General features: G+C 29.0%; 25 protein-coding genes. 5 read left to right on the top strand and 20 right to left on the bottom strand.

The features are described 5' to 3' along the window. Nucleotides 1–759, bottom strand: a complete 759-nt coding sequence (locus tag AEBR_RS08105; RefSeq protein ID WP_129087831.1) for a tRNA 2-thiocytidine biosynthesis TtcA family protein — start codon at nt 757–759, stop codon at nt 1–3. Nucleotides 760–935: 176 nt separating this feature from the next. On the opposite strand from AEBR_RS08105, the gene AEBR_RS08110 reads away from it, so the two are divergent. Both AEBR_RS08110 and AEBR_RS08115 read left to right on the top strand, forming a co-directional pair. Next, nucleotides 936–1,127, top strand: a complete 192-nt coding sequence (locus tag AEBR_RS08110) for a hypothetical protein (protein ID WP_129087830.1) — start codon at nt 936–938, stop codon at nt 1,125–1,127. Nucleotides 1,128–1,293: 166 nt separating this feature from the next. Further along, nucleotides 1,294–1,974: a rhodanese-like domain-containing protein gene (locus AEBR_RS08115; RefSeq protein WP_129087829.1), complete on the top strand. Its 681-nt coding sequence runs from the start codon at nt 1,294–1,296 to the stop codon at nt 1,972–1,974. A 20-nt stretch (nt 1,975–1,994) separates the two neighbouring features. Here AEBR_RS08115 and AEBR_RS08120 read toward each other — a convergent pair whose 3' ends face one another. After that, on the bottom strand, nt 1,995–3,155 hold the full coding sequence (locus tag AEBR_RS08120) for an HD-GYP domain-containing protein (RefSeq protein WP_129087828.1): 1,161 nt from the start codon (nt 3,153–3,155) through the stop codon (nt 1,995–1,997). Nucleotides 3,156–3,291: 136 nt separating this feature from the next. On the opposite strand from AEBR_RS08120, the gene AEBR_RS08125 reads away from it, so the two are divergent. Continuing rightward, complete coding sequence (locus AEBR_RS08125) at nt 3,292–5,244, top strand: c-type heme family protein (protein WP_164969511.1); 1,953 nt, start codon at nt 3,292–3,294, stop codon at nt 5,242–5,244. 11 nt (nt 5,245–5,255) lie between these two features. On the opposite strand, the gene AEBR_RS08130 is transcribed toward AEBR_RS08125, so the two are convergent. The 13 genes from AEBR_RS08130 to soxC form a co-directional block, all read right to left on the bottom strand. Further along, entirely contained in the window at nt 5,256–6,044 is a 789-nt protein-coding gene (locus tag AEBR_RS08130) for an alpha/beta hydrolase (protein ID WP_128978172.1), read from the bottom strand. Nucleotides 6,045–6,130: 86 nt separating this feature from the next. Continuing rightward, complete coding sequence (locus AEBR_RS08135; RefSeq protein WP_129087826.1) at nt 6,131–6,568, bottom strand: DsrE family protein; 438 nt, start codon at nt 6,566–6,568, stop codon at nt 6,131–6,133. Between the two features lie 10 nt (nt 6,569–6,578). Beyond that, a complete protein-coding gene (locus tag AEBR_RS08140; RefSeq protein ID WP_128978168.1) occupies nt 6,579–7,040 on the bottom strand; it encodes an MOSC domain-containing protein in 462 nt (153 codons plus the stop codon). Nucleotide 7,041: 1 nt separating this feature from the next. Continuing rightward, a complete protein-coding gene (locus AEBR_RS08145) occupies nt 7,042–7,842 on the bottom strand; it encodes a thioredoxin family protein (RefSeq protein ID WP_129087825.1) in 801 nt (266 codons plus the stop codon). 87 nt (nt 7,843–7,929) lie between these two features. Continuing rightward, a complete protein-coding gene (gene soxB, locus AEBR_RS08150) occupies nt 7,930–9,693 on the bottom strand; it encodes a thiosulfohydrolase SoxB (protein ID WP_129087824.1) in 1,764 nt (587 codons plus the stop codon). 39 nt (nt 9,694–9,732) lie between these two features. After that, on the bottom strand, nt 9,733–10,383 hold the full coding sequence (locus AEBR_RS08155; RefSeq protein ID WP_129087823.1) for a rhodanese-like domain-containing protein: 651 nt from the start codon (nt 10,381–10,383) through the stop codon (nt 9,733–9,735). A gap of 76 nt (nt 10,384–10,459) precedes the next feature. Then, entirely contained in the window at nt 10,460–10,897 is a 438-nt protein-coding gene (locus AEBR_RS08160) for a hypothetical protein (protein WP_129087822.1), read from the bottom strand. A 13-nt stretch (nt 10,898–10,910) separates the two neighbouring features. Then, nucleotides 10,911–11,849, bottom strand: a complete 939-nt coding sequence (soxA, locus tag AEBR_RS08165; protein WP_129087821.1) for a sulfur oxidation c-type cytochrome SoxA — start codon at nt 11,847–11,849, stop codon at nt 10,911–10,913. A gap of 44 nt (nt 11,850–11,893) precedes the next feature. Next, the gene (gene soxZ / locus AEBR_RS08170; RefSeq protein ID WP_128978156.1) at nt 11,894–12,208 is read right to left on the bottom strand and encodes a thiosulfate oxidation carrier complex protein SoxZ; all 315 of its coding nucleotides are present in this window, start codon (nt 12,206–12,208) and stop codon (nt 11,894–11,896) included. Between the two features lie 58 nt (nt 12,209–12,266). Further along, nucleotides 12,267–12,713 (bottom strand): thiosulfate oxidation carrier protein SoxY, encoded by a 447-nt coding sequence (gene soxY, locus AEBR_RS08175; RefSeq protein ID WP_228712195.1) that lies wholly within the window; start codon nt 12,711–12,713, stop codon nt 12,267–12,269. Between the two features lie 26 nt (nt 12,714–12,739). Beyond that, complete coding sequence (soxX, locus tag AEBR_RS08180) at nt 12,740–13,090, bottom strand: sulfur oxidation c-type cytochrome SoxX (protein WP_129087819.1); 351 nt, start codon at nt 13,088–13,090, stop codon at nt 12,740–12,742. Between the two features lie 12 nt (nt 13,091–13,102). Next, the gene (locus AEBR_RS08185; protein ID WP_129087818.1) at nt 13,103–14,287 is read right to left on the bottom strand and encodes a c-type cytochrome; all 1,185 of its coding nucleotides are present in this window, start codon (nt 14,285–14,287) and stop codon (nt 13,103–13,105) included. Beyond that, nucleotides 14,259–15,596: a sulfite dehydrogenase gene (gene soxC, locus AEBR_RS08190; protein ID WP_129087817.1), complete on the bottom strand. Its 1,338-nt coding sequence runs from the start codon at nt 15,594–15,596 to the stop codon at nt 14,259–14,261. Before soxC ends, AEBR_RS08185 begins: the two co-directional genes overlap by 29 nt. A 362-nt stretch (nt 15,597–15,958) precedes the next feature. Between soxC and AEBR_RS08195 the strand changes: the two genes are divergently transcribed. Together AEBR_RS08195 and AEBR_RS08200 are read left to right on the top strand one after the other, a co-directional pair. Continuing rightward, nucleotides 15,959–17,179, top strand: coding sequence for a molybdopterin molybdotransferase MoeA (locus AEBR_RS08195; RefSeq protein ID WP_129087816.1), 1,221 nt, complete (start codon nt 15,959–15,961; stop codon nt 17,177–17,179). 4 nt (nt 17,180–17,183) lie between these two features. Beyond that, nucleotides 17,184–18,074, top strand: coding sequence for a DMT family transporter (locus AEBR_RS08200; protein ID WP_129087815.1), 891 nt, complete (start codon nt 17,184–17,186; stop codon nt 18,072–18,074). 44 nt (nt 18,075–18,118) lie between these two features. Here AEBR_RS08200 and AEBR_RS08205 read toward each other — a convergent pair whose 3' ends face one another. The 5 genes from AEBR_RS08205 to AEBR_RS08225 all read right to left on the bottom strand — a co-directional run bounded on the left by AEBR_RS08205 (nt 18,119) and on the right by AEBR_RS08225 (nt 23,498). Next, complete coding sequence (locus tag AEBR_RS08205; RefSeq protein WP_129087814.1) at nt 18,119–19,213, bottom strand: SO_0444 family Cu/Zn efflux transporter; 1,095 nt, start codon at nt 19,211–19,213, stop codon at nt 18,119–18,121. A 2-nt stretch (nt 19,214–19,215) separates the two neighbouring features. After that, a complete protein-coding gene (locus AEBR_RS08210) occupies nt 19,216–20,616 on the bottom strand; it encodes a DNA recombination protein RmuC (protein ID WP_129087813.1) in 1,401 nt (466 codons plus the stop codon). Continuing rightward, nucleotides 20,606–21,850, bottom strand: coding sequence for a M48 family metallopeptidase (locus AEBR_RS08215; protein WP_129087812.1), 1,245 nt, complete (start codon nt 21,848–21,850; stop codon nt 20,606–20,608). The genes AEBR_RS08210 and AEBR_RS08215 overlap by 11 nt, the downstream gene beginning before the upstream one ends. Before the next feature lie 74 nt (nt 21,851–21,924). Then, nucleotides 21,925–22,935 carry a GGDEF domain-containing protein gene (locus AEBR_RS08220; protein ID WP_129087811.1) on the bottom strand — a complete coding sequence of 337 codons (1,011 nt, stop codon included), beginning with the start codon at nt 22,933–22,935 and terminating at the stop codon, nt 21,925–21,927. A 203-nt stretch (nt 22,936–23,138) separates the two neighbouring features. Then, nucleotides 23,139–23,498 (bottom strand): YbgC/FadM family acyl-CoA thioesterase, encoded by a 360-nt coding sequence (locus tag AEBR_RS08225; RefSeq protein WP_129087810.1) that lies wholly within the window; start codon nt 23,496–23,498, stop codon nt 23,139–23,141. Nucleotides 23,499–23,754 lie beyond the last annotated feature (256 nt).

The raw sequence follows: 23,754 nt of genomic DNA on the forward strand, positions 1-23,754 counted from the left end.
TTAATCTCTGTCTAAAAACTCTTTTTGAAAAAATGTCGAAGTTTGAACATTATTAAAAGCAGCTTTCATTGATATAAACATTTGTGGGTTTTCCTCTTCCATTTTTGCAAGTAACTCTTTTGTTTTAGCTCTTGCATAAGGCATTTTAATATCAAATCTCATTGCAGGACAAGCTTCATCTCCAATTACACTAATCTCATTTGTTTGAGCAAATGCTCTTAATTGTCTCTCTCTACAAAAAATAAGAGGTCTAATAACTTCCAAACCATTTTCAGCTTTATAAATTGGAGGCATTGATCTTAAAGCACCATTGTATAAGAAGTTCATAAAAAAAGATTCCATTGCATCATCCAAATGGTGCCCTAAAGCTAGCTTATTATACCCTTGCTCTTGTGCAGTAGAGTATAAATACCCTCTTCTCATTCTAGAGAAAAAAGAACAAAAAGATGAGTTTTTTCTAATTTTTTCCCCTGCTAATTCAAATATTTCAGTATCAATTATTTCGTGTTCTATTCCATGTTCTTCACAATGTTTAGCTAAAAATTCAACTCTTTCACCCATTCCATAAGTTACTGTTACTGCTTTAAACTCAAAGTTAAATGGAGCAACACGTTTTAAGTGATTTAAAGAATGAATTAAAGTAGTAGAATCTTTTCCACCAGAAAAGCCAACTAGAACTCTATCTCCCTCTTTTATCAATTCATACTCTGCATTAGTCTTTCCAACTAACTTAGATATCTTTTTACTTAATTCAATCAAAACGTACTTTCCTATAATTTTTTCGCGATTATAGCATAATTTATTCTTAATACCATTAAATCAAGTCTAATCTCTCAAATAATTAAATTAGAATAATTTGTAAAGCTCAATTAACTAATTTTTTAGAAAAAATAAATATAATTTCACATTAACAATAATCAAAATTAAGAATAACAATGACAAAAGAAGAGATTACCCAATTTAAAAAGACTATAGCGAATTCAATAATTCCTGTTGTAAAATCAATGACAAATGCACAGATTAAAGAGATTATAACTATTGTTGAAAGAGAACATAAAGAACTACCTGAAGGTTTTGGGAATATGCTTTATGAACAAATAATGATGATGAAACATAGTAAAAACTAAATTCACATATTACCTTTTAAACTTACTTAATTTTAAAATATTAACACTTTTAAATATACTTCTTATAATCTATATTATTAATAAAAATTATTTTTTAAACTTAAGTTTTTTTAATATAAAAATTGAATATATTTTTATATATAAGAAAATTATAAAAGGATAGAAAATGAAAACTATACATTCTAGGATATTTGTTGCCTTAGCTTTTGTTTCTGGACTAGCTTATGCAAATGATTATGATTTAAGAGGTGATGGTGTTCAAATCAATTATGATGATAACTCATATATCATAAAAAGAATTACCGATGAAGAGTGTAAAAAAATCAATGGAGCTGATCCTAAAAATATATGGTCAGGTAATTATGCTAAAGAAGGATTATCTGAAAAGTGCGTAAAAAAATTTGTTACCACTGTTGGGAAAATAACTCCCATGAAAATAAATGATAAAATTGAAACAATAGGAGAACTTGAAGTAATTGATTTTATTGAAAAAGCACAAACAAACAAAAATATGCTTTTAATTGATGCAAGACTTCCTGATTGGTTCTTGCAAATGAGTATCCCAACAGCAGAAAATATCCCTTTTACATATTTTGATAAAAGTAAATATCCTGATGACTTCTATGATGTTCTTGAAATGATTGGAGTAAAAGAGATTTCAAAAGACAAATATGATTTTAGCAAAGCAAAAGAGCTTGTTCTTTTTTGTAATGGAGCTTGGTGTCCACAATCAACTTTTGCAATTAATAATCTTATTAAGTTAGGGTATCCTCAAGAAAAAATAAAATGGTATAGAGGTGGAATGTACTCGTGGAAGATGTTAAATCTTACAACAACATCTGAATAGTAGATTACTTTTGTAATCTACTATTTAAAAACCTCTTTTATATCCTCTACTATTGCTTTATCAATACAACTATTTTCTGCCATATCATCTAATATTTTAAAAGCTTCATCTTTTTTATAGGCATCTCGGTAACTCTTTTTAGAGGTTAAAGAGGTAAAGATATTTGAAATAAGCATTACTCTATCTTTTAAACTTAAATCTTTGCCTTCAAGAGCATAAGGATACCCTTTACCATTAATAAACTCTTGAACTCTTGTAGCCCAGGTTGTAACATCATTAAAACCTAAAACATCAGATAATACTTTTTTAGTATAGTAAGGATAAGATTTAATCTTTAAATACTCATGGGTATCTAAACTTGAATTTTTATTTAATATTGAGTCACTAATAAAAAACTTTCCAAGATTTGTTAAACTTGCAGCAATTAAAAAGGTTTGTTTATCTTTATGATCAAAATTATATAAATCTGCTAATTTTGAACAATTTTCAATGAGTTTTCCATCTTCATCTACTAAATTATAGAAAATTGATGTTATCTCTAAAAGTTTTTCATACTCTAAAGCTATTGAAACATCTGATAATGATTTAAATATATAAGCAGCAATTTCATCTTCATTTTGTAAATCTAACCAAAAACTCTCTTTTTGTGAAAACTCAACAAAACACTCAACTACATCACTTGAAAAAAGTCTGTTTTCACCCTCTTTAATGAAGTTTAGAATTTTCTCTCTGTTTTGTACATCACCTTTTGATAAATCAAATTTTGTATCAATAATATCAACAAATGAAATAAATTGAGAAAAAAGTGGTATTTCACTCTCTTTTAAACCAAAAATACCTGTTCCATCAAAATGTTCACATTGGTACTTTAAAACTTCTCCTTGGTCTTTTAAAAGGAAAGGAAAACTTTGCATATAAGTTTGAGAAAAATCACAGTATTGCTTATTTTTACTTTTTGTTTTTTTTAAAGCAATATTATGTAATAAAGAGTAAGCACAAATATCACTTAATCCCTCTTTTGAATAATTAAACTCTTTTGCAAGCATTAAACAGACATAAGCAACCCTTCTTGAGTGTCCATTTGAAACAAAAAAATATTCCATTTCTATAGAATCTAACGCTTTTGAAAAGGCAAAAGAAAAATTGTTTATGTTAAATAGAATTTCTCTTTTTTTATCCATGATAATCCTTGTTTTTATCTCTTACAATGCTACTATAGAATAACTAAATTTAGTGTAAATAAGAAAAAAGTAATCATAAAATATATTTTTAATATAAAAAAATATATAATAATTACTTTTCAAAATGGAGATTTATTTGCATTATCCAAATATACATAAATTTAAACTTGTTGTTGCAATTGCTTTTTGTCTATATATTTTAGTTATATACCTTGTTTATCAAGATAATAAAAAGAGTGAAATTGACAATGAGATAACAAATATAGAAGATGTTTTAATTCAAATTCAAGCTATAAGAAAATATGTGGGTGATGATCAAAAAGACGAGATTGACAAATTACAAGCAGCTGATAAAATCTCTTATGATTATTTTACTCCTGCCCTACTTTCATCAACATACAGTGCAAATAAAATAAATGATTATTACAATGAAATAAGAAAAGAAAAAAATCTTCCCACAACAGATATAAGATTTGCTTCACCAAATCCTAGAAACCCTTACAATTTAGTAACTAAAGAAGAAAAAAAAATATTAAATACATTCCTTGATAAAAAAATCAAAAGATATGAAGAGATAAAAAAAGGTGAAAATGGAGATATTTTATATGTTGCTTTGCCAACAAAAGAGTTGGAAGCAAAGTGTATGAAATGTCACTCAACACCTGAAGCTGCACCTAAACAATTAGTAGAATTATATGGCAATAAAGCTGGTTTTGGAGAGCAAGAAGGAAATATGAAAGCTATTTTATCAATAAAAAAACCTTTAGATAACGCTTACATAAAAGCATTTGACCAAACATTAAAAACTGCTATTTATATACTTATTGCAACTTTTATTTTTGTCTATTTTTATTATAACTACAATAAAAAAATTTATATTAAAAATTTAGAACTTGAAAGATTAAATAGAAGCTTGGATAATAAAGTAAAAGAGAGAACAGAAGAGCTTAATAACTCAAAAATGCAACTATTAAATGTAATAAATAGTAGTGAATTGGGATACTGGGATTGGAATAAAAATACAAACTGGCTACAAGTTAATGATAAATGGCTTAATATGCTTGGTTTAAAAAGAGAAGAGTTTAGCAATAGCATAAAAGATTGGTTTGATAAAATTCATCCAAAAGATTTGGAGTTTGTAATATCAAAGATTGAAAAAGATTTGGAAGATGATATCTCTTTTTCTATAGAGTATAGAGTATTAAATAAAAATAATGAATATATTTGGGTTGAATGTGTGGGAGGAACTGTCCAAAAAGATTTTGATGGAAAAGTAATTCAAGCTTGTGGAATATTAAGAAATATCCATCAAAAGAAACTAAATGAAGAGAAAGTTCAAGAACAAGAAATTTTGATTCACAACCAAGCAAAAGTTTCTGCTATCTCTGAAATGTTAAAAAATATATCCCATCAATGGAAACAACCATTATCAGCAATAACTACCCTTGCAAGTGCTATAAAACTTTCATATGAACTAAAACAAGATATAAGTAAAGAAGAGATAATTAAATACACAGATAAAATACTAGAAAATGGAAATTATCTTGCAAAAATTGTTAATGATTTCTCTTCATATTTTGAAAATAATAGTCAAAAAAGAGAGAATTATAACCTCTCTAATAGTTTTGTAAAGATTAAAGAAATTTTTAAAGAGTCACGAAAAAGTGAGAATATTAAGTGTCATACAAATATTGAAGAGAATATAATAACTTACTCAAATGAAAACTTTTTTATGCAAGCAATGTTAAATATCTTTAATAACTCACTTGATGCTTTTATTAAAAATAACATAGATAAAGATTATAGATATATTTTTATTGATGCAAAAGTTATAGATAACACAATAGTTATTATTTTTAAAGATAGTGCAGGTGGAATTTCAAATGAAATTATAAGTAAAATATTTGAGCCATACTTTACAACCAAACACCAAAGTTTAGGTACAGGATTGGGTCTATATATTACAAATCAAATTATAAATAAACACCTAAATGGAGTAATTGATGTAAAAAACAGTAACTATATTTTTGAGGGAAAAGAGTTAAATGGTATAGAGTTTAAAATTATTATTCCAAAAGTTGAAAAGTAAGAGGAAGAGAGTTATTCTCCCTCTACCATTTTAGTAATTGCATCAATAGAAGTGTTTGTCATATCTAAATCTAAATGTTCCGCACCTTCAACTTTTATCAGTTTTGCATTAAGACCTTTCTCTTTTGCAATCTTAAAAAAACTTGTTGTAACTTCTGGTTTAGAAATTTTATCTTCACTTCCATAGATAAACAGATATTTTGTATTTTTATCAACATTATCAATTACATCAATAAAAGATATTAAATCATTGCCTTTTTCTGTCTGATGAATATCATATCTACCCCCAGCTAATGCAATATTTTGTATTAACCCTGGTCTAAGTCCTGTTAATGTTGCACCCATCATAGCTCCTGCGCTATGACCTACATAAGTAACCTCTTTTGCCTCAAATTTTTCTTTTAATTCATTTACTAAATCACCCAAAAATTCAACATACTCTTTTTTTGCAGCAAGATTTTTAACCCCTTCATGAGATAAAGCGGTAAAATTATTAGTTGAAGAATTTGAATAACCTGGAAGAGCAACAGCCACTGTTGTGATATCTGTATTCATATTAAGTGTCTCAGCAAAAGGAGCATATCTTCCTAAAGTATTTGTTCCTTCATCCCAAGTACCATGAACTATAATAATGATTTTATCATCTGAATCACCTTTATAAGCTCTATACTCTACGCACTCACCACCAGCATAAATAAAATTCTCTTCTGTTGCTAAACATTCACTTTCACTAATTTTTTTTGCCTCTAATGAAAGAGAAAAAACAATAAATATTAAAACTAAAAAAATTCTATTAATCATAAAAACTCCTTTTTTAAGTTATTATTTTAATAAATTACCCTTAAAAAATAATTTATCTTGCAATCTTGTTTATAAATTTATAACTTCTAATAAGCGATAATACCAATATATCCTGCAATTTGTCTCTCAATTAACTCAACAATTCCCGCTTGTGCATATGAAACTCCGTCAATAAAATCATCTTCAGTCCATTTCATAGTTTCCATTGTATTTCTACATACTATGAATTCAACATCATATTCCATTAATGAGTTAATTCTAGTTAAAGCCTGTTTATCATAATCTTTTTTCAAAGCTCTAACTCCATTTCCATAAGCTATAACAACTACTTTCAAGCTCTCTTGGGGATACTCTTTTAAAATATTATAAATAGTACTCAAATTATGATTTACTTTCTTTAAATCAGAATCATAAAGCTGTATTGCAACTTTTCTCGGATTTTCAAAAGTTGGTTGAGGATTACTAAACGTTGACTGTGCATAAGCAAATAGACTAACTATTGCCAACAATAAAATTTTTTTCATATTTTTCCTTTTATGATGCTATTTTTTTATCTTCTAAGATTTTTACACTTAAATCTTCTGAAATTTTACCACCAACTTTTATTTTACAATATAAACCTCTACACTCTTTTAATAAAATGGGTAAATCATCATCAAAGACTGCCAAATGGTTACATATTGTGCAATTTTCTGTGATTTGTAAAACAGTCTCTCCTATTTTAAATTCTGTACCAATAGGAAAATCATGTGGATTGAAATCAAAAAGTATATTTTCACCTAAACTTCCATACTCAAGTTCTATTCCATTGGCTTTTGCATAATCATAACTATACTTACCAACAATCATAACTGCTTTATCAACATCTTTTCCTGCAAACTTATCATGTTCTATTCCAAAACCAAAAATTAGATTTAAATCATCTACTTTTGGTCTAGGAAGTCCACTTTGACCTTTTTTTGCACTAAATGTAGCAATTACTTTTCCTAAATACATATTATAAATTTTCCTTTAAAATTTGTAAAAAATCATCTTTAACCCAAGCTCCTGGATAAGTATGTAATAACTGTCCATCTGTAGTTAAAAAGAAAAATGTTGGAGTCATCCCTTTAAAATATTTTTTCAAACCAAAGGGTAAGTTAACAAAATCAATATCAACTTCTAAAAAAATAAAATCCTCATTTATAGCCTCTTCAACCTCTGTTAAACTTAAAACCTCTTTTTTCATCTTTTTACAAAAATAACATGTTTGTGAAGTAGCAAAAACAATTATTTCTTTGCCCTCTTTTTTTGCCTTTTCTAAAATCTCTTTTTCATTATAATCTTTTGACAAGATTTTTACAGGTTTAGGATTGTTTTTTAACCTATCATCTTTATATCCCATAAAATATTGTGCCAAGAGCTCTGATTCTTCATCACTTATTTCCATTGGTTCTTTTTTCTTATAATATTTCAATACATGAGAATCACAAATACTATCATTTAAATCTGGATTTGCTAAATATGTTTTTAAATAATCTTCAATCTCAATTTTTCTCATTTCATTATCATTAGGATCACCAATTTTTTTACTGCTCTCCATAATTGCCCAAGCTAACATATTTTCTGTGGGAATAGTAAGATTTAATAAAGTATTATTTCTTTCAAAGAAATTCTCTTTAAGTTTTTTAAAAGAGATATACTCTTTATGACATGATGAACATTTTTCTATAAAAAGCTTTTTCCCTTCATGGAAATCTGCATTGAGATTTATAGTTGTAAAAAATAGAAAAATAGATAACAAGACAGCCCTACTCATTATAAAACACCTCTTTTCTTCAATTTAAAAAATACTCCTTTGAGTATCCATTAAATTGAAGAAGAGATAAAATCTCTTCTTCTAAAGTTAGATAATTCCAGGATTACCTTTAACTCCAACAATATCAGGAGTATCAACTTTTAAGTTTGCTATATGTTTTACATTTTTAAGATATGTTTCTACAGTTTCCCAAACAGGTTCACCTGGAGATTTAGCACCAACAGTTGACCAACCAGCAACTTTATATGATTTACTAGCTTCAAGTTTTTTCCCTGTTTTAGTAAGTGTAATTTCAGAAATTCTCTCTCCCATTTTTGCACTAGGATCAATTTTATAAGAGATTCCACCTGTTCTAACCATATCTCCACCTTGTTGATAAAATGGATCTGGATTAAATAGATTATCTGCAACATCTTCCAAGATAAGTTTGATATCTTTTCCACTTATATCTCTTGCATATGTCTCAGGATAAGTCATAGCTGTTTGAGTCATAAGATCATCAAAAGTAATTGCTTGTCCTGGCATAACTGAAGTTCCCCATCTAAATCCAGGAGAGAGTGAAATATCAGCTCCCTTTACATCCATTAATGCATCACAAATAATTTGATCCCATGAACCATTAAAGTTTCCTCTTCTAAATAGAGTCTCTTCGGTTGTTGCAATTTCTCTTGTTAAATCTTTTAAGTATGGAGCTCTTACATCTTGAATATATTTTTTCATAGACTTATCTTCAGGAATTAAATCAGAAAAAATTGGAAGAAGTGTAAATTTAAAATCTTTGATTTTTCCGTTTTGAATATCTAAATCAAGTACATTTAAAAATTTACCATTTGAACCCGCATTACAAACATATGTAACATCACTTTCATTTTTAACAGGATACGCTTCTGGAACACCATCATGTGTATGTCCACCCATGATAAAATCAATTCCAGTAACAATTTCTGCCATTTTTTTATCAGTATCATAACCATTATGAGATAGCACAATAACTGCATCTGGTTTCTCTTTTTCTCTTACTTCATCTACAAGCTCTTGCATTCCATCATCATTAATAGAAAAAGTCCAATCAGGAATAAATCTTTGTGGATTTGCAATTGTTGTATATGGGAATGCTTGTCCAATAATAGCAACTCTTGCATTACCAAGTTTTTTTACAGTATATGGTTTAAAAGCATGACCTGTATCTTCGTCATAAGCTTGTGCTCCATTAAAAAGAGCATCCTCTTTTACTTTAACATTTTGTGCAATAAACTCCGCATCAAGCATTTTTACATTTTCTAAAACTTCTTGAGCATTATATGTAAATTCCCAGTGTCCAACAGCAACATCAACACCTAAAAGATTCATTGCTCCAACCATATCTTTACCTCTTGTGTAAAGAGCAGTTGCACTACCTTGCCAAGTATCTCCACCATCTAAAAGAAGTGTTTTCTCTTTTCCAAAGTTATTTCTTAAAGAATCAACAACAGTTTTTATCTGTGCAAAACCACCTGTTCTTCCCATAACTTCTGCATGCTTTTCAAAGTTAACACAAGAGTATGCATACTCTAATCTCTTATTACCTTTTATTCCATAATAATCTAGGAATTTTTCACCTACAATATGTGGAGGCTTACCAAAGTTTTCAAATAATCCTAAATTTACGCTTGGTTCTCTAAAATACACTGGTAAAAGTTGTGCATGAGAATCTGTCATATGCATTAATCTTACATTACCAAATGGCTTTAACTTATAGTAATCTTCCAACTTATTAGTATTTGTCATTCTTGTGTGAGAATTAGCAAATACCGGTGCAGCACCAAGTAGTGCCATCATATATACAAACTCTCTTCTACTTAATTTACTCATTTAATTAATCCCTTTAAATAAATTTAGAGACATTCTAAATTAGTTACTTGAACCTACGACTGAAAATCCCAAAGATGTCCAAGCTTGCATACCACCTCTGTAGTATTTAATTTTTTCTGCTGGATATCCCATTTTTAACAGTGCATATTTTGCATTTTTTACCATACCTGGAGTTTGTCCACACCAATAACCATTACAATATAATGCTAAAGTTTTTGCTTTTGAGAAATCAAGAGTTCCATCATCTTTTTGAACAACTCCCATCTCATCTTCCATCATCTCAATAGCAGTATCTTTCTCATCAAAATTTGTATAAGGAACATTTACTGCTCCTGGTATTCTAAGCCTTGCAAACCATCCTGGTTTTCTTGAATCTATAATTGCAATAGAAGTGTCAGTTTGAGCTTTTTTCATATACTCAATAAATTCTAACTCACCTAAAGTTTCAACTCCAGGAGCTAAAACCATTGGTTGAGGAACTCCCCTATCCGTTGTATCATAAAGTGATGATATTTTATTTCCTGCAGTTTGATTTCTCATTAGAGTAAATTTTTCACCATTTAGATTCATATCAATAGATTTAACACCCTTTGATATTGCAACATATTTTTCAGAATCTTCTGCCACTGCTGTTACAGAACAAACTCCAGCTATAGCAGATGCAATAAGTAACTTTTTTAAAATAGTCATACTTTTATCCCCAATTTCATTTCATATCTATTTTAAGTTAAAGTCAAGAAGATATCTTGACTTTTAACTAACAATTTTAATATTTAAACCCATCACCTGGAACAGAAAGTCTCCAAGTTTTTTTACCCTCATCTGCTTGAATTAAAGCAGATATAGCAAATCTACAAGCTCTCTCAGCCGCATAATCTGTAGCTAATTTTGTTTTAGATGGTTTTCCTTTAAAGTCATTAGGATTAACTTCTTTTGCACCTGTTTTAATTGCCTCTTCAACAGAGATAATTAAATCACTGTTATTTACATCAAGTCTTCTAAACTCTAAATGTTTTGCTTTAGCAACTTCATTATATTGTTTTGCTGTTGCAATTACATTTTCAATTCCACTTTTCTCTACGCTACAAACAGTTTTTAAATCCTCTTTTAAAGCTGATTCTATACTAGGTGTAGAAGAGCTAACACAAGCAGTTAATGAAAAAGCAGCAACTGTAGCTAATGATAAATTTAATAGTTTTTTCATAATAATCTCCTACTTACTTTCTAATATCTGGACCGTCAATTTTCATACCATTTGACATATATGCCATGAAAAATAGTAGTTCTTTCATATCTCTAGAGTCATCTTTTGGTGGTACTTGACCTTGATCTTTAATACACCCTGACATTCTTCTCTCTAAAGTTCCTAAACCATCATTATTTTTATCACTAGCCGCCCATTTAAGTCTATATACAGGGAAATGAGTTACTTGACCTAAAAATGGAGATAAACTTTCATTTCTAACTCTTTGTCCAGCACCAATAACATGGCACTCTGCACAATTTAGTTTTAAGTATCCTCTTTGTGTATAGTAATATTCTTTACCTCTTTCATAAGCCTCTGCTGCAGTTGCACTATCAATTTTTACATCAATAACTTTTTCAGCATCTTGTGCTGATTGAGCAAAAAAAGCTTCCAAATGAGCAATAGGTCCTTTTGATGTTTTCCAAGGTTTTTCTCCATTTGCAACCAAACACTCATTAATTGCAACTGTTAGAGTTTGCACATCCTTTTTTGTTTCATCAAAATATGGATACATTACACCTGCTTGTGATGGATCAGGGAAACAGTCTTTAAATGATTTTCCATTTGCAAAAGGTTTTTCATATAATGCTTCACCTTTTTCTACAAACTCTTCATATGGAGGCATCTCTTTGATTTCATCATAAGACATTCTTCCATTTTTAGAAAATGAGTAGTTACCCTTTGAAAAGTCCTCAAATTTTAATCCAGACATAATATTATTTTCCAACTCATCATCTGTTGAGTATGGGAAAAAAGTATTTCTGTTTTTCAATGGATCTTCAAATTTTGCTTCAAAATATTTTACTAAAGCAATTCTATCTTTTTCAGCTTGCGCATTAAAATCTGCTGCATTTAATGTATAAGCAGTTAACGCAACCAATGCAGTTGTCTTTGCAATATTTAATAACATACATATCTCCTTATAGTCTTTTAATCAATCATTTAAATGATTGATTATTTAATTTTTTCTTTATCTACTTGAGTATTACCTTTTAAATCAACCCAAGAAAACTCTAACTCATCACCAGATTTTGCCCCAACTGCATCTGCATTAAATGAGAATTTCATATAAGGATTCTTAGATAAGAACTGACTTGTCGATACTTCATAAACTATATTTCCATTAACTTTTGCTACAACATAAGTAATAAAGTTCGCCTCTTTTTTTGCTCTTTCAGCCTCTTGATAACTTAACATATCGTGTTTTGCAAGAGCTTTTACAGTTACAACACCTTTTTTTAAACTTGCTTTAATTCTTGTACTTGACATTATTATTCCTTTTTATTTTTATATATTATGAAATCTTTTTATTAGTGGTAAAACTAAATCAACCACCACATCCACCGATTGTAACTTTTACAGCTTTTGTTGCAGAGTATAGTTTTCCACCATCTTCAACAACAGCAGTTACATTACCAGTTTTTGCCATTTTAATTCTGATACCATAATCAATAATTCCACCTTTTGGAACTGTAAATACAGCAACTGTAGCTTCAGGGTTAGCATCTTGGAAGATTGCTACTTTTGATCCTGATTTTGCTTCTACTGAAACAGGAATAACTGCACCATTTTCAGCAATATCTGGAGCTTTTAACTCAACATTACCTTCTATTGTTTTTGATGTACCAAATAACTCTTGAATTGCTACATCAACTTTCTTTGCAGTAAATGCTTTTGGTTTTGTTTCTCTAAAGTTAACTGCACTTAATGTAGTTGGTGTCATTGAAACAGCTAATGCACCTAAACCTAAACCTAAAAAATTTCTTCTATTCATCATTTTTTCTTCCTTTTAAAAATTTATTATTCAACAGTTTTTAAATAAGCAACAACTGCTTTAATTTCTGAATCACTTAACCATCCATTTCTACCAAATGCTGGCATTTGTGAGATTGGATTATCTGTATATGGGTCATAAATTTTGTTATACAAAGCTTCATCAGGCCAATATTTCAAAGCTTGAAGTTTTGGTCCCATACTACCTGGTCCATCAATTTTCTTACCATTAACATCATGACACGCTAAACAGTTTCCAAGATTTTTTGTATTAAAAATCTTTTCACCTTCTTTTACTAAATCATCATTTGCTGATGATAAAGTAACAGTAAGAGTACTAATAGCTGTAGCTACAACTAAACTTTTGATTAATTTCATTGCTTTCTCCTTTTATTTACTAGAGTTGATCATAAAATCAACAACTTTTTTAAACTCTTCATCAGATAGATCTGATCCACCTTTTGGTGGCATTGCATTGATACCATTTAAACCATTTGCATATACTGCATCCATACCTTGCGCAACTACCTCTTCCCAAGCATCTTTGTCTCCAACTACAGGTGCTCCTATTGCGTCATTTGCATGACAAGCAGCACAATAAGTTTCATAATTTTTTTGCTCTTGAGAAACCTCTTTTGCACCCACTTCTTTCCAAGATCTCTCAGTTGAAGCTGGAGGGTTAAAATCATTTAATTCATTTTTAATTCTAAGAACTGGAACATCACCTTTGATACAATCATTCATACATCTTGTACCTGTTCCATAATTTTTAGGGTCACTTAAAAATGTTTTAATATTTTCAACACCTTTTTTAGGGTTTTCAGGAGTATCTACATTTGGATAAAAACCATCTGCATTTGGCATTTTGATTTTTAAGAATTTCTCTTTGTCTAAGACAAAATCATCTTCTAAATCTACACCATCAATCTTTACACCATTTTCCATTAAAAGATATGCAACTAATGCATAGGTTTCACTATTAGATAATGATTTTGGATGAGGGAAAGGCATAGAGTCTTGAATGTACCAAAATAAAGTACTTGCATATGGCCAATAAGTACCTATCACTTTAACGGGAGGCTCAACTCCTGGATTCTCATCTGCAGGATTTAACAATTGATTTTTCAATGATGATGTTGAAGCAGTACCAGCTGATAATGGAGGATAACCTTTACCACCTGTTCCAAATTCACCATGACACATTGCACATTGTTCATCATATAACTCTGCACCCCACTCAACTGAACCCTCAGCTTTTTTAGGTTTACCATCATCATCTAAAACAACTTTCCCTTGTTTCACATCATATTCAGGTAATCCTGTTCCATCTGGCATAACATCTTTATCCCAAGCTGCAATTTCTGTTTTTGTTGGAGTTCTTCCATAGTTATATTTACCAACTACTTTTTGAGTGTTTACATGATAAGAGGTATATTTACCATCTTTAACTTCATACTTAACAGCACCATCAACTGATCTTGTTGTTGTAGAACATGCAGAAATTAATAATGCTGTAGCTATTACAGTAGAACTTACTACTATTTTATTAAGCCTTATGTTTTCTAATGTGAACATTATTAACCTCCCCATTTGCTGATACTTCCCAAGTAACCATCCCATTTCTATGATAGATTGATTCAACACCAACTGCTGCTGTTTCTTGATCTATCGTTGGTTGAGTATTACCTGAATCATCAGTTGCTCTACTTGTTAAAAGTAAAGGTTTCCCTTCCCATTTAAAGATGTAGCTAAATCTAGTCCAAGCTTTAGGTAAAACTAAGCCTTTTAAACTAGCTTCAACCCAGTTGTCACCACCATCGAAAGAGATGTCAACATGTTTGATTGTACCGTGTCCAGACCAAGCTAATCCTTCGATTTCAATTAAATCACCTTTTTTAAGATTTGTCCAAGGTTTTTGATGACAAGGAGAAGTAATTACTGAATTAACTTCATTTGGCCAAAAATATTGAATTGCTTTACCACTTTTTTGAAGAAGTGTATATTTAGAAGTCTCCTCTTTAGAGTGCCAAGGTTTGTCTGAGAACTCTAATCTTTTTAGCCATTTAGTATTTAAGTTTCCTTCCCATCCAGGAACTAGAAGTCTTAAAGGATAACCTTGCTCAGGTCTTAATGCTTCACCATTTTGTCCCCAAACAAGCATTGCATCATCAAGTGCTTTTTCAACAGGAATTGTTCTTGGATTTCCAGCATTATCACTACCTTCTGAAAGCATCCATACTGCATCATCTTCTAAACCAATATCATCTAATACAGTTTTTAGCATAACACCTGTCCACTCTGCACAACTCATCATACCCTTCATAAATTGTAAGTTATTGAATTGTGGTCCTCTCCAACCAGTGGAACCATTAGCAGGACACTCTATAAAATATATTCTACTTTCACTTGGATATTTTTTTAAATCATCTAAAGTTAAAACAACCTCTCTTTTAACTTTACCATGAATCATTAACCTAAATTCTGCTGGATCTACATGAGCTGTACCACCATGGTTTCTAGTAAAGAATAATCCATTTGGTGTGATTATTCCACTTAATTCATGTACTGGGCACATAGATACAGAAGCATACATATCACCTGATGAAAGTAAATCTGTAGTTCTTCTTACAACATTATGTTCATAAGGTGAAGGCATACCATATAAATTTTTTGTAACCATGTCACCAAGTTTTGTCCCCCACTCTGCTTCATCAATAATTGCGGGATCATCAGCTTTTAAATTAACTGGAGACAAAACATTAGCTGCAGCAATAGCACTTGCTGAATAGACTGCAGTTTTTCTAAAAAAATCTCTCCTACTAAGCTCTTTTTTATCAGAAACTTCATCGGGAAAATTTTCAGAAGTATTAGTAACTTTTGTCATTATTCCTCCTTGAAAAATCAATTATAATGAAAATGTCTAAATTAAATTTGTTTTTCTTATAGTTATTATAATTGCCTCTAATATTGGTAACTAAAGAAAACATGTTAATTTAAACTTATATCAATTATAATAGCCAATTATATAAGTTTTTGTTATATAACGATAAATCTATTATTACGATTTTTCTTTCTTAAGTCAATTATTTTTTATTGAATGTTATTAATTATTCCTTTTTGTAACAAAATAGTTAATAATGCTATTATAAAGCTATTTTAGGCTTAAAAAACAGCCAAATTTACCTCATAAAGTTAACTTTTTTTAAGTATATGTTAATATTCAAACATTATTTAATGGAGTAATTTATGAAAAAATTTATTGATTATGATGAGTCTTTAACAATCTTAAGTAATATCGAATTTAAAGTTAAAAATAAGGAAAAATCTTTTTTAACAAACTCTCTCGGTAAAATCGTTGCAGAGGATATAATTGCGAATGACAATTCACCAATACTACCAACTTCTGGGATGGATGGCTATGCAATCAGATTTGAAGATCAGGAAAAAGAATTTATAGAGATTATTGATAAAAATCCTGCAGGGACAGTAATAGAATCTGAAGTTACTAATGGAACAACTATTAAAACTTTTACAGGTTCACTTATGCCAAAAGGTTCTGATACTTTAATACCAATTGAAAATGTTGAAGTAAAAGATAATAAAATTTATATAACGCAAAAAGTTGCAAAAGGTTTTGCAGTAAGAGCAATAGGTGAAAACTATAAACAAGGAGAAGTTCTTATTAAAAAAGGAACTCTTATTGGTTTTGCTGAAATAGGAGTTTTAGCTTCACTTAATATATCTCAAATTTATGTATATAGCGCACCAATAGTTAGTATTGCAAGTACAGGAAGTGAGATACTTGATATTGGAGAAGAGCAAACAAATAATTCTCAAATAAGAAGTTCAAATCACTTTACCATTGAAGCGTTAGCAAAAAAAGCTGGAGCTAAAACTATTCAAATGGGGACAGTAAAAGATGATATGGATAGTATTACTGAAATGATGACAAATGCTTTAGAACATTCAGATATTGTTGTAACAACAGGTGGTGTTTCTAAAGGAGATTATGATTTTGTACAAGATGTTGTAAAAGATAGACTAAAAGCTGAAGTTTTATTTCATGGTGTAAAAGTTAAACCAGGTGGTCCTATTTTAATAGCAAAAAAAGAGAATAAACTTATTGTCTCTCTGCCAGGATTTGCATACTCATCAACAGTTTGTGCAATTATCTACCTTCTTCCTATGATTTATAAGTTTATGGGAACAAAAAGAGAACTTCCAATAGTAAAAGCTAGAATAGATAGAGATTTTCCACTACTTATGAAAAAAACCATCTTTACTGCTTGTAATGTTAAATATATTGAAGGAGAGTATAAAATAGATTTTGATGGTAAAAAACAAGGTACAAGTGCTATTTTAACAAATATGTTAGAAAATCCTGCTCTTTTAATACAAAAAGAGGATAGTCAAGATATAAAAGCTAATGATTTAGTTGATATCATTTTATTAAATGAATTGAAATAATAGTATGAGTGAACAAAAAGTATATCTACTTTTAGGATTGTGTGTTCTATTTTGGTCAGGAAACTTTATTTTAGGAAGATTTGTAAGTGGAGATATTCAAGCAGTAGAATTGGCATTCTTTAGATGGTTTTTTGTTATTATTCTTACAATACCACTTCTATTTAAAATTGATATTAAAAAAGTTATTACTATATATAAAAAGAATTTTATTTTTCTAACATTTTTAGCTATTGTAGGGATTACTCTTTTTAATACGGTTCTTTATATAGCTTTACATACAACAACAGCTACCAATGCTCTATTGATTAACTCAATAATTCCTATTCTAATTCTTCTTTTCTCTTTTTTAATACTAAAAAGCAAAATTACAAAGGTACAAACAACAGGAATAGTTATATCAACTTTTGGTGTTATATTTTTAGTGCTTAAAGGAGATTTAACAAATATTTTTCATCTAAAATTTACCCATGGAGACTTATGGGTTATTGTAAGTTCACTTTTATGGGCAACCTACTCTACTTTTATAAAGTTAAAACCAAAAGACTTAAATCATGTGGAACTATTTATATTAGTAGTTTATATAGGTTTTATTTTCTTATTACCTTGGTATTTATCTCAAGGTTATAGTTTAGATAAAGAGATTATGATTCTAAAAGACAATTGGTATTTTTTTATCTATGTTTCTGTTTTTGCTTCTTTATTATCTTTTTATTTCTGGCATATAGGAATAGATACAATAGGAGCTGAAAGAACTGGACAATTCACTCACTTAATGCCACTTTTTGGTGCAATTTTAGCTTTTATTTTTTTGGGAGAAGTTCCATATCTCTACCACTTAATAGGAGCATTATTTATTGCTCTTGGAATTTATCTTTCACTATTTATAAAAAAATAACCCAGTTTTTCTGGGTTATAAAAGAATAAGAAGTAAAAGAACTCTTATGAGCAACAACTACTCTTTTCACCACTACAACAACTCTCTTTTTTATTAAATAAAGGTTTTAATAGATAATAAAAGATTAAAAGAAGCATTATAATTGAGCTTATTCTACTAAAAATTGAGTAATTCTCTTCACTACTACTAATATTTAAAAGTTCAACTGTACCCAAAAAAGTATCAAAAAGAACTCCAAAAACAACAGAAAGTACTGCGATAGTTGAAACATATATTATTAAAGACTTTTTACCCAACATTTTAAATATTACACTCATAGTAACAGCACTTGTTGCAGGACCAGCTGTTAAAAAAATAAATGCAGCACCTGCACTCATACCTTGAATCATTAATGCAGCTGCAATTGGCAGTGAAGCTGTTGCACAAGTATAAAGAGGAATAGCAATTAATAAAATCACAAAATATGTTAAAACTTGATTCTCAAAAAGTAATGAAGAGTACTCTCTTGGAACAAAAGTTGTAAACAAAGCTCCCAAGATAAGTCCAACAAAAAGTGCTTTTACCATATCTGAGAAAAGAGTTACATATGCATAAGTAAAAACTCCTTTTATAGAAAAACTTTTTGATTTTTCAGAACAACCACAAGATGAGCTACAACAACTACTACTCTGTTCTTTTTGTATAGGAGCTGTTGAAAAAAGAGGTTTTACAATTTTAATTTCCTCTTTTTTATCAAAAAAGTTTTGAATCAATCCCACACATATAGCAATAATAACTGAACTTACTACTCTAAAAATTGTAAAGAATAAACCAAAAAAAGAAAAAGTTGCTAAAATAGAGTCAACTCCAGTTATAGGTGTAGAGATTAAAAAACTCTGTACTGCACCTTTACTAGCACCCTCTTTTTTAAGCCCTTGAGCTATTGGAATTACAGAACAAGAACAAACAGGAAGAGGTATTCCAAAAAGTGTTGCTTTTATTACAGAGGAGGTAGAACCTGTACCAAGATTTTTTGAGATAAAGTTATCAGGTATTAACTGTTTTAAAATCCCTGCAATTAAAAGTCCAACCATTATATATAAAGACATAGCATCAATAAGTAGAAAAAAATTAGATAAAAACTTTTCAATATATAACATAACTATTCACCAATCATTTTTTTGGAGTCAATTCTCTTTTTAGCTTTAACTCCTAGTTCAATAAACTCTTCACTTCTTCTTAATAAGTTTCCTTTTCCAGTACTTAGTTTATTCATAGCATCATCATAAGCTTTTTGACTTCTTGCAATATTTAATCCAATCGCTTCCATATCAGTTACAAAATTTGAAAACTTGTCATAAAGATCAGCTGCTTTTTTTGAAATTATAAGAGCATTTTCATTTTGATGTTCGTATCTCCATATATTCTCTATTGTTCTTAGAGTTGCAAAGAGTGTTGAAGGTGAAACTAACATGATATTGTTTTCAAAGGCCGTTTTAAATAGATTATTATCACTTGAAGCAGCAAGCATAAAAGCCCCTTCAATAGGAATAAACATCAAAACAAAATCTAAACTTTTTACATCTTCAATATTTTCATAGCTTTTTACACTCAAAGCTTTTATATGAGCGTAAATTGATTTAATCAAATCTTTTGTAGCTAAATCTTTTTGTACATCGTCTTGTGCTTCACTATAGTTTAAATAAGCAGTCAAAGAGACTTTTGAATCAATTACAATATCTTTATCTTGAGGCAAATGAACAATTACATCTGGTCTTAGTCTTTTACCATTTTCATCTGTAAAAGAGCCTTGAGTTGTATATTCTACTCCCTCTCTAAGTCCTGTTTGTTCTAAAATTTTAGATAAAATCAACTCTCCCCAATCACCTTGGGTTTTATTTTCACCTTTTAGTGCTTTTGTAAGATTTATTGCATCTTGAGAGATTTGGTTATTTAGCTCTTTTAGGTTTTTAATCTCTGTTAATAAAGAGACTCTCTGTTTTGTTTCATCATTATAGATATCATTTACTCTTTTCCCAAAACTTGCCAATTGCTCTTTAAAAGGCGTTAACATTTGAGTCAAGTTATTTGTAGATTTTTTTTGATTCTCTTCAAAAAGTTTATTTGCTAGGTTTTCGAACTCTATTTTTAATTTCTCTTTTGAAGACTCTAAAAGTTCAATTTTTTCTTTTAAAGCCTCCTCTTTTATAGCAAACTCACCTTTTATCTGCTCTTTTTTATCTTCAAAAGATTGAGTCAAAGAGTCTTGTTTTATTTTGGCAGTATTTTTTTCATACTCCATTTTTTCTGCAAAATTTTTCTCCAAAAGAGAGATTTTTTCTTCATTTGTTTTATCTTTTAAGAGTAGATCCTCTTCAAGTTTCATTATAGAGGTTTTTAAATTCTCTACCAAACTCTCATAAGATTCATGGGTTAGTTCAATTTTTTCTTCCAAAAGGGATACCCTTTGTTTAAGAACTAGCCAAGTTACTAATACTGCAACTGCTGCACCTAAGAGAAAAGTAAAAAAAATAATTAAATAAAGATTTGTATCAATTTGCATAAATACTATCTTTCAAAGCCTCATCACTTTTTTCATGAACATCAAAACCTAACTCTTTAAACCTTTCAACCAAAGGAGGATGAGAGTAATAAAAGAATATATACAAAGGATGAGACAGAGGAAATGATTTATTCTCATTTGCCAATTTTAATAAAGCACTAACCAAATCCTCTTTACTTTGCATATTTGAGCCAAATTCATCTGCTGCATACTCATTATGTCTTGAAATCAAAGAGATTAATGGCATTAAAAAGAATGAAAAAATAGGTGAAAAAATTAAAAATATTGCAATAATTGCATAGGGTTCATTGTTTAATCTAAGTCCTAAAAACATCTCTTCACTAATGTTTCCAAAGATTGCAAAAAATACAAACATAACAAATCCCATGATTGCTATATTTTTTAAGATATCACCATTTTTAAAATGCCCCAACTCATGACCTAGAACTGCTAAAAGTTCATTATGAGAGAGTTTTTCTATTAAGGTGTCAAATAAGACAACCCTTTTTGTAGTTCCAAGACCACCAAAATAAGCATTTAATCTATTATCTCTTTTACTAGCATCAACAGAGAAAACTCCTTTGCTTTTAAATCCAACTTGATTTAATAGATTCTCTATTTTTGATTCTAACTCTTTATCTTTTAAAGGTTCAAATTTATCAAACATCTTATCTCTTATTACTGGATATAGCATATTAATTAAGATAATTACCGCAAAAATAAAAACAAATCCCCAAACCCACCAAGTGTTAAAACTGCTTATTATCCAAGAGATTGCAGCTATAACTAAAGAGCCAAAAACCAAAAATAAAATGGCTGTTTTTATTGTATCTTTGATAAATAGCGCTGGTGTCATATTTGAAAAGCCATATTTTTTATCTAGGTTAAAAGTTGAGTATAAATCAAAAGGAAGCCCCAAAATCCAATTTATAATTATAAACAGATCAATAAAAACTACTGCTTTGAGCCATGAAGATTCAATATTTACGAAAGAATCAAGGGTTTGTAATCCAAAACCTATCCACAAAATAAAAAGAATAAAACTATAAAAAGAAGAGAGAATTGCCATTCTCTCCTTTTCTATTGAATAGTTTGCAGCTTCAAGATATCTATTTTCATCAAGAATAATTGCTTTTAATCCTCTCGCATTTTTTACAAAACCAATTTGCATTATAGAAGTATAAGTTGTAAGGAGAAAATATAAACAGTATAAAACAACAAAAATTTCTAACACTAAATTATCCTTTAAAAGTTATTATTTAGCGGTATTCTACCCTTTTAGAACTTTTTGTTTATTGAAAACTTCTCTCAAGCTTCAGCATTAAGGTCTGTTTTAGAAAGGCATACTCTATTTCTTCCTGCTCTTTTTGCATCATATAAGGCTAGGTCTGCTCTGTGAAGGATAGTATCTAAATCAGGATCATCTGAATGAAGCATTGTAACACCAACACTTACTGTAAATTTTACTATCTCATTTTTTGGACTCTTAATTTCAAGATTTTCAACTTCAAATCTAATGTTTTCTGCAGCTTTCATTGCTCCTCTTTCAGAAGTATTTGGTAAAACAACTGCAAACTCTTCTCCACCAAGTCTTCCAAAGATATCAGATTTTCTTAATACACCTTGTGTTTTTTGAGCCATCAATTTGATAACTTTGTCTCCTGTTGCATGACCATAAATATCATTTATCATTTTAAATTTATCAATATCAATCATAAGTACAGCAAGCTTTTTATTTTCTCGTCTTGAGTATCTAATCATTGGTCCTGAAGATTCATAAAAACTTCTTCTATTGTTTACTCCACTTAATGAGTCAGTTGTAGCTAAAATCTCAAGTTTTACATTTATATCATTTAACTCTTTTGTTCTTCTTTCAACCGCACTTTCTAATACTCTTTGATAATCTTTTAATCTTTTTTCAACTGCATTTTGTTTTATTGCTTCAAGAATTATTAACTCTAAATCAACTTGATCAAATCTTTTTGGTATTATTTGGTAAATAGAGGCTTCATTTATTATTCTTTTTAAAGAATCAATAGTTGCTACATCTTCAAAAAGAATATTTTTTGTATTTGGGGAGTTTTTGTTAAGTTCTACAATAAACTTATCAATAGACATTTCTGAATTATTATTACCTAAAATTGTTATAAGTATTTCATTTCCTGCAATAATATAGTTATAACAACCAATTAATGCTTGTTCAGCATTTACATAGCTTTCTACAATATAGTCAGAATCTACTATTCTAGATATTTTATTATATAGTCCATCTAAGATTTGAATATCATTTACGATACAAGCAATCACATATTTACCCACAATACTCCTCCTAAAATCAATACTACCCTAACAGATTTTTTTCGAAAAGGGAGGAATTATATCTAAAAAAAGTAAATAAAAAGAATATTTATTATGTTCTAGTTATGTAATAAAATTATTATTAAAAAATAATAAAACTTTAATATTATGGAAATGCCTATTTTAAGTATATACTAAGAAACTGCACTTTTATTATAAATAGCTTAAAAAATTTCTAAAATTTCTTTTGGAATTCTTGATGGTTTGTTATTTTTTAGATAAACTAGCATGATTTTTGCTTCAAAGAGTAACTCTTCACCTCTAAATATCTTATGAAAAATTTCTACAGTTGCACCTTTTTTTGATAAAACCTCTGATGTAACTTCTAAAATATCAGCAAAAGTAGCTGATTTTATATAATCTGCTTCAACTTTTTTTACAACAAAAAATTCACTCTCTTGATGTGGTGTCATACCTTTCTCAAAAAAGAGATTACTTCTTGCTCTTTCACAAAATTTTAGATAGTTTGCATAATAAACAACACCACCTATATCTGTATCTTCATAATATACTCTAATTTTCATTCTTTAATTACCTTCAAATAAAATATTATATTTTAATAAAAATTAGATTTAGGTTTAAAACTCTTTGATTATTTATAATAGAAAAATAAATCTAAATAGATATATAATTATTTTTTAATTAATTTATAAAAAAGAAGAGAAAATGAATATATTTTTTATCTACTATATTTTAGGAGAAAATATTGGTGCAAGTACATCAATAATAATTAACAAGCACAAAATAAAAAAATTCTCTTTTATAATTAAATATATAGTT

The sequence above is a fragment of the Halarcobacter ebronensis genome, assembly GCF_013201825.1.
Lineage (GTDB): Bacteria > Campylobacterota > Campylobacteria > Campylobacterales > Arcobacteraceae > Halarcobacter > Halarcobacter ebronensis.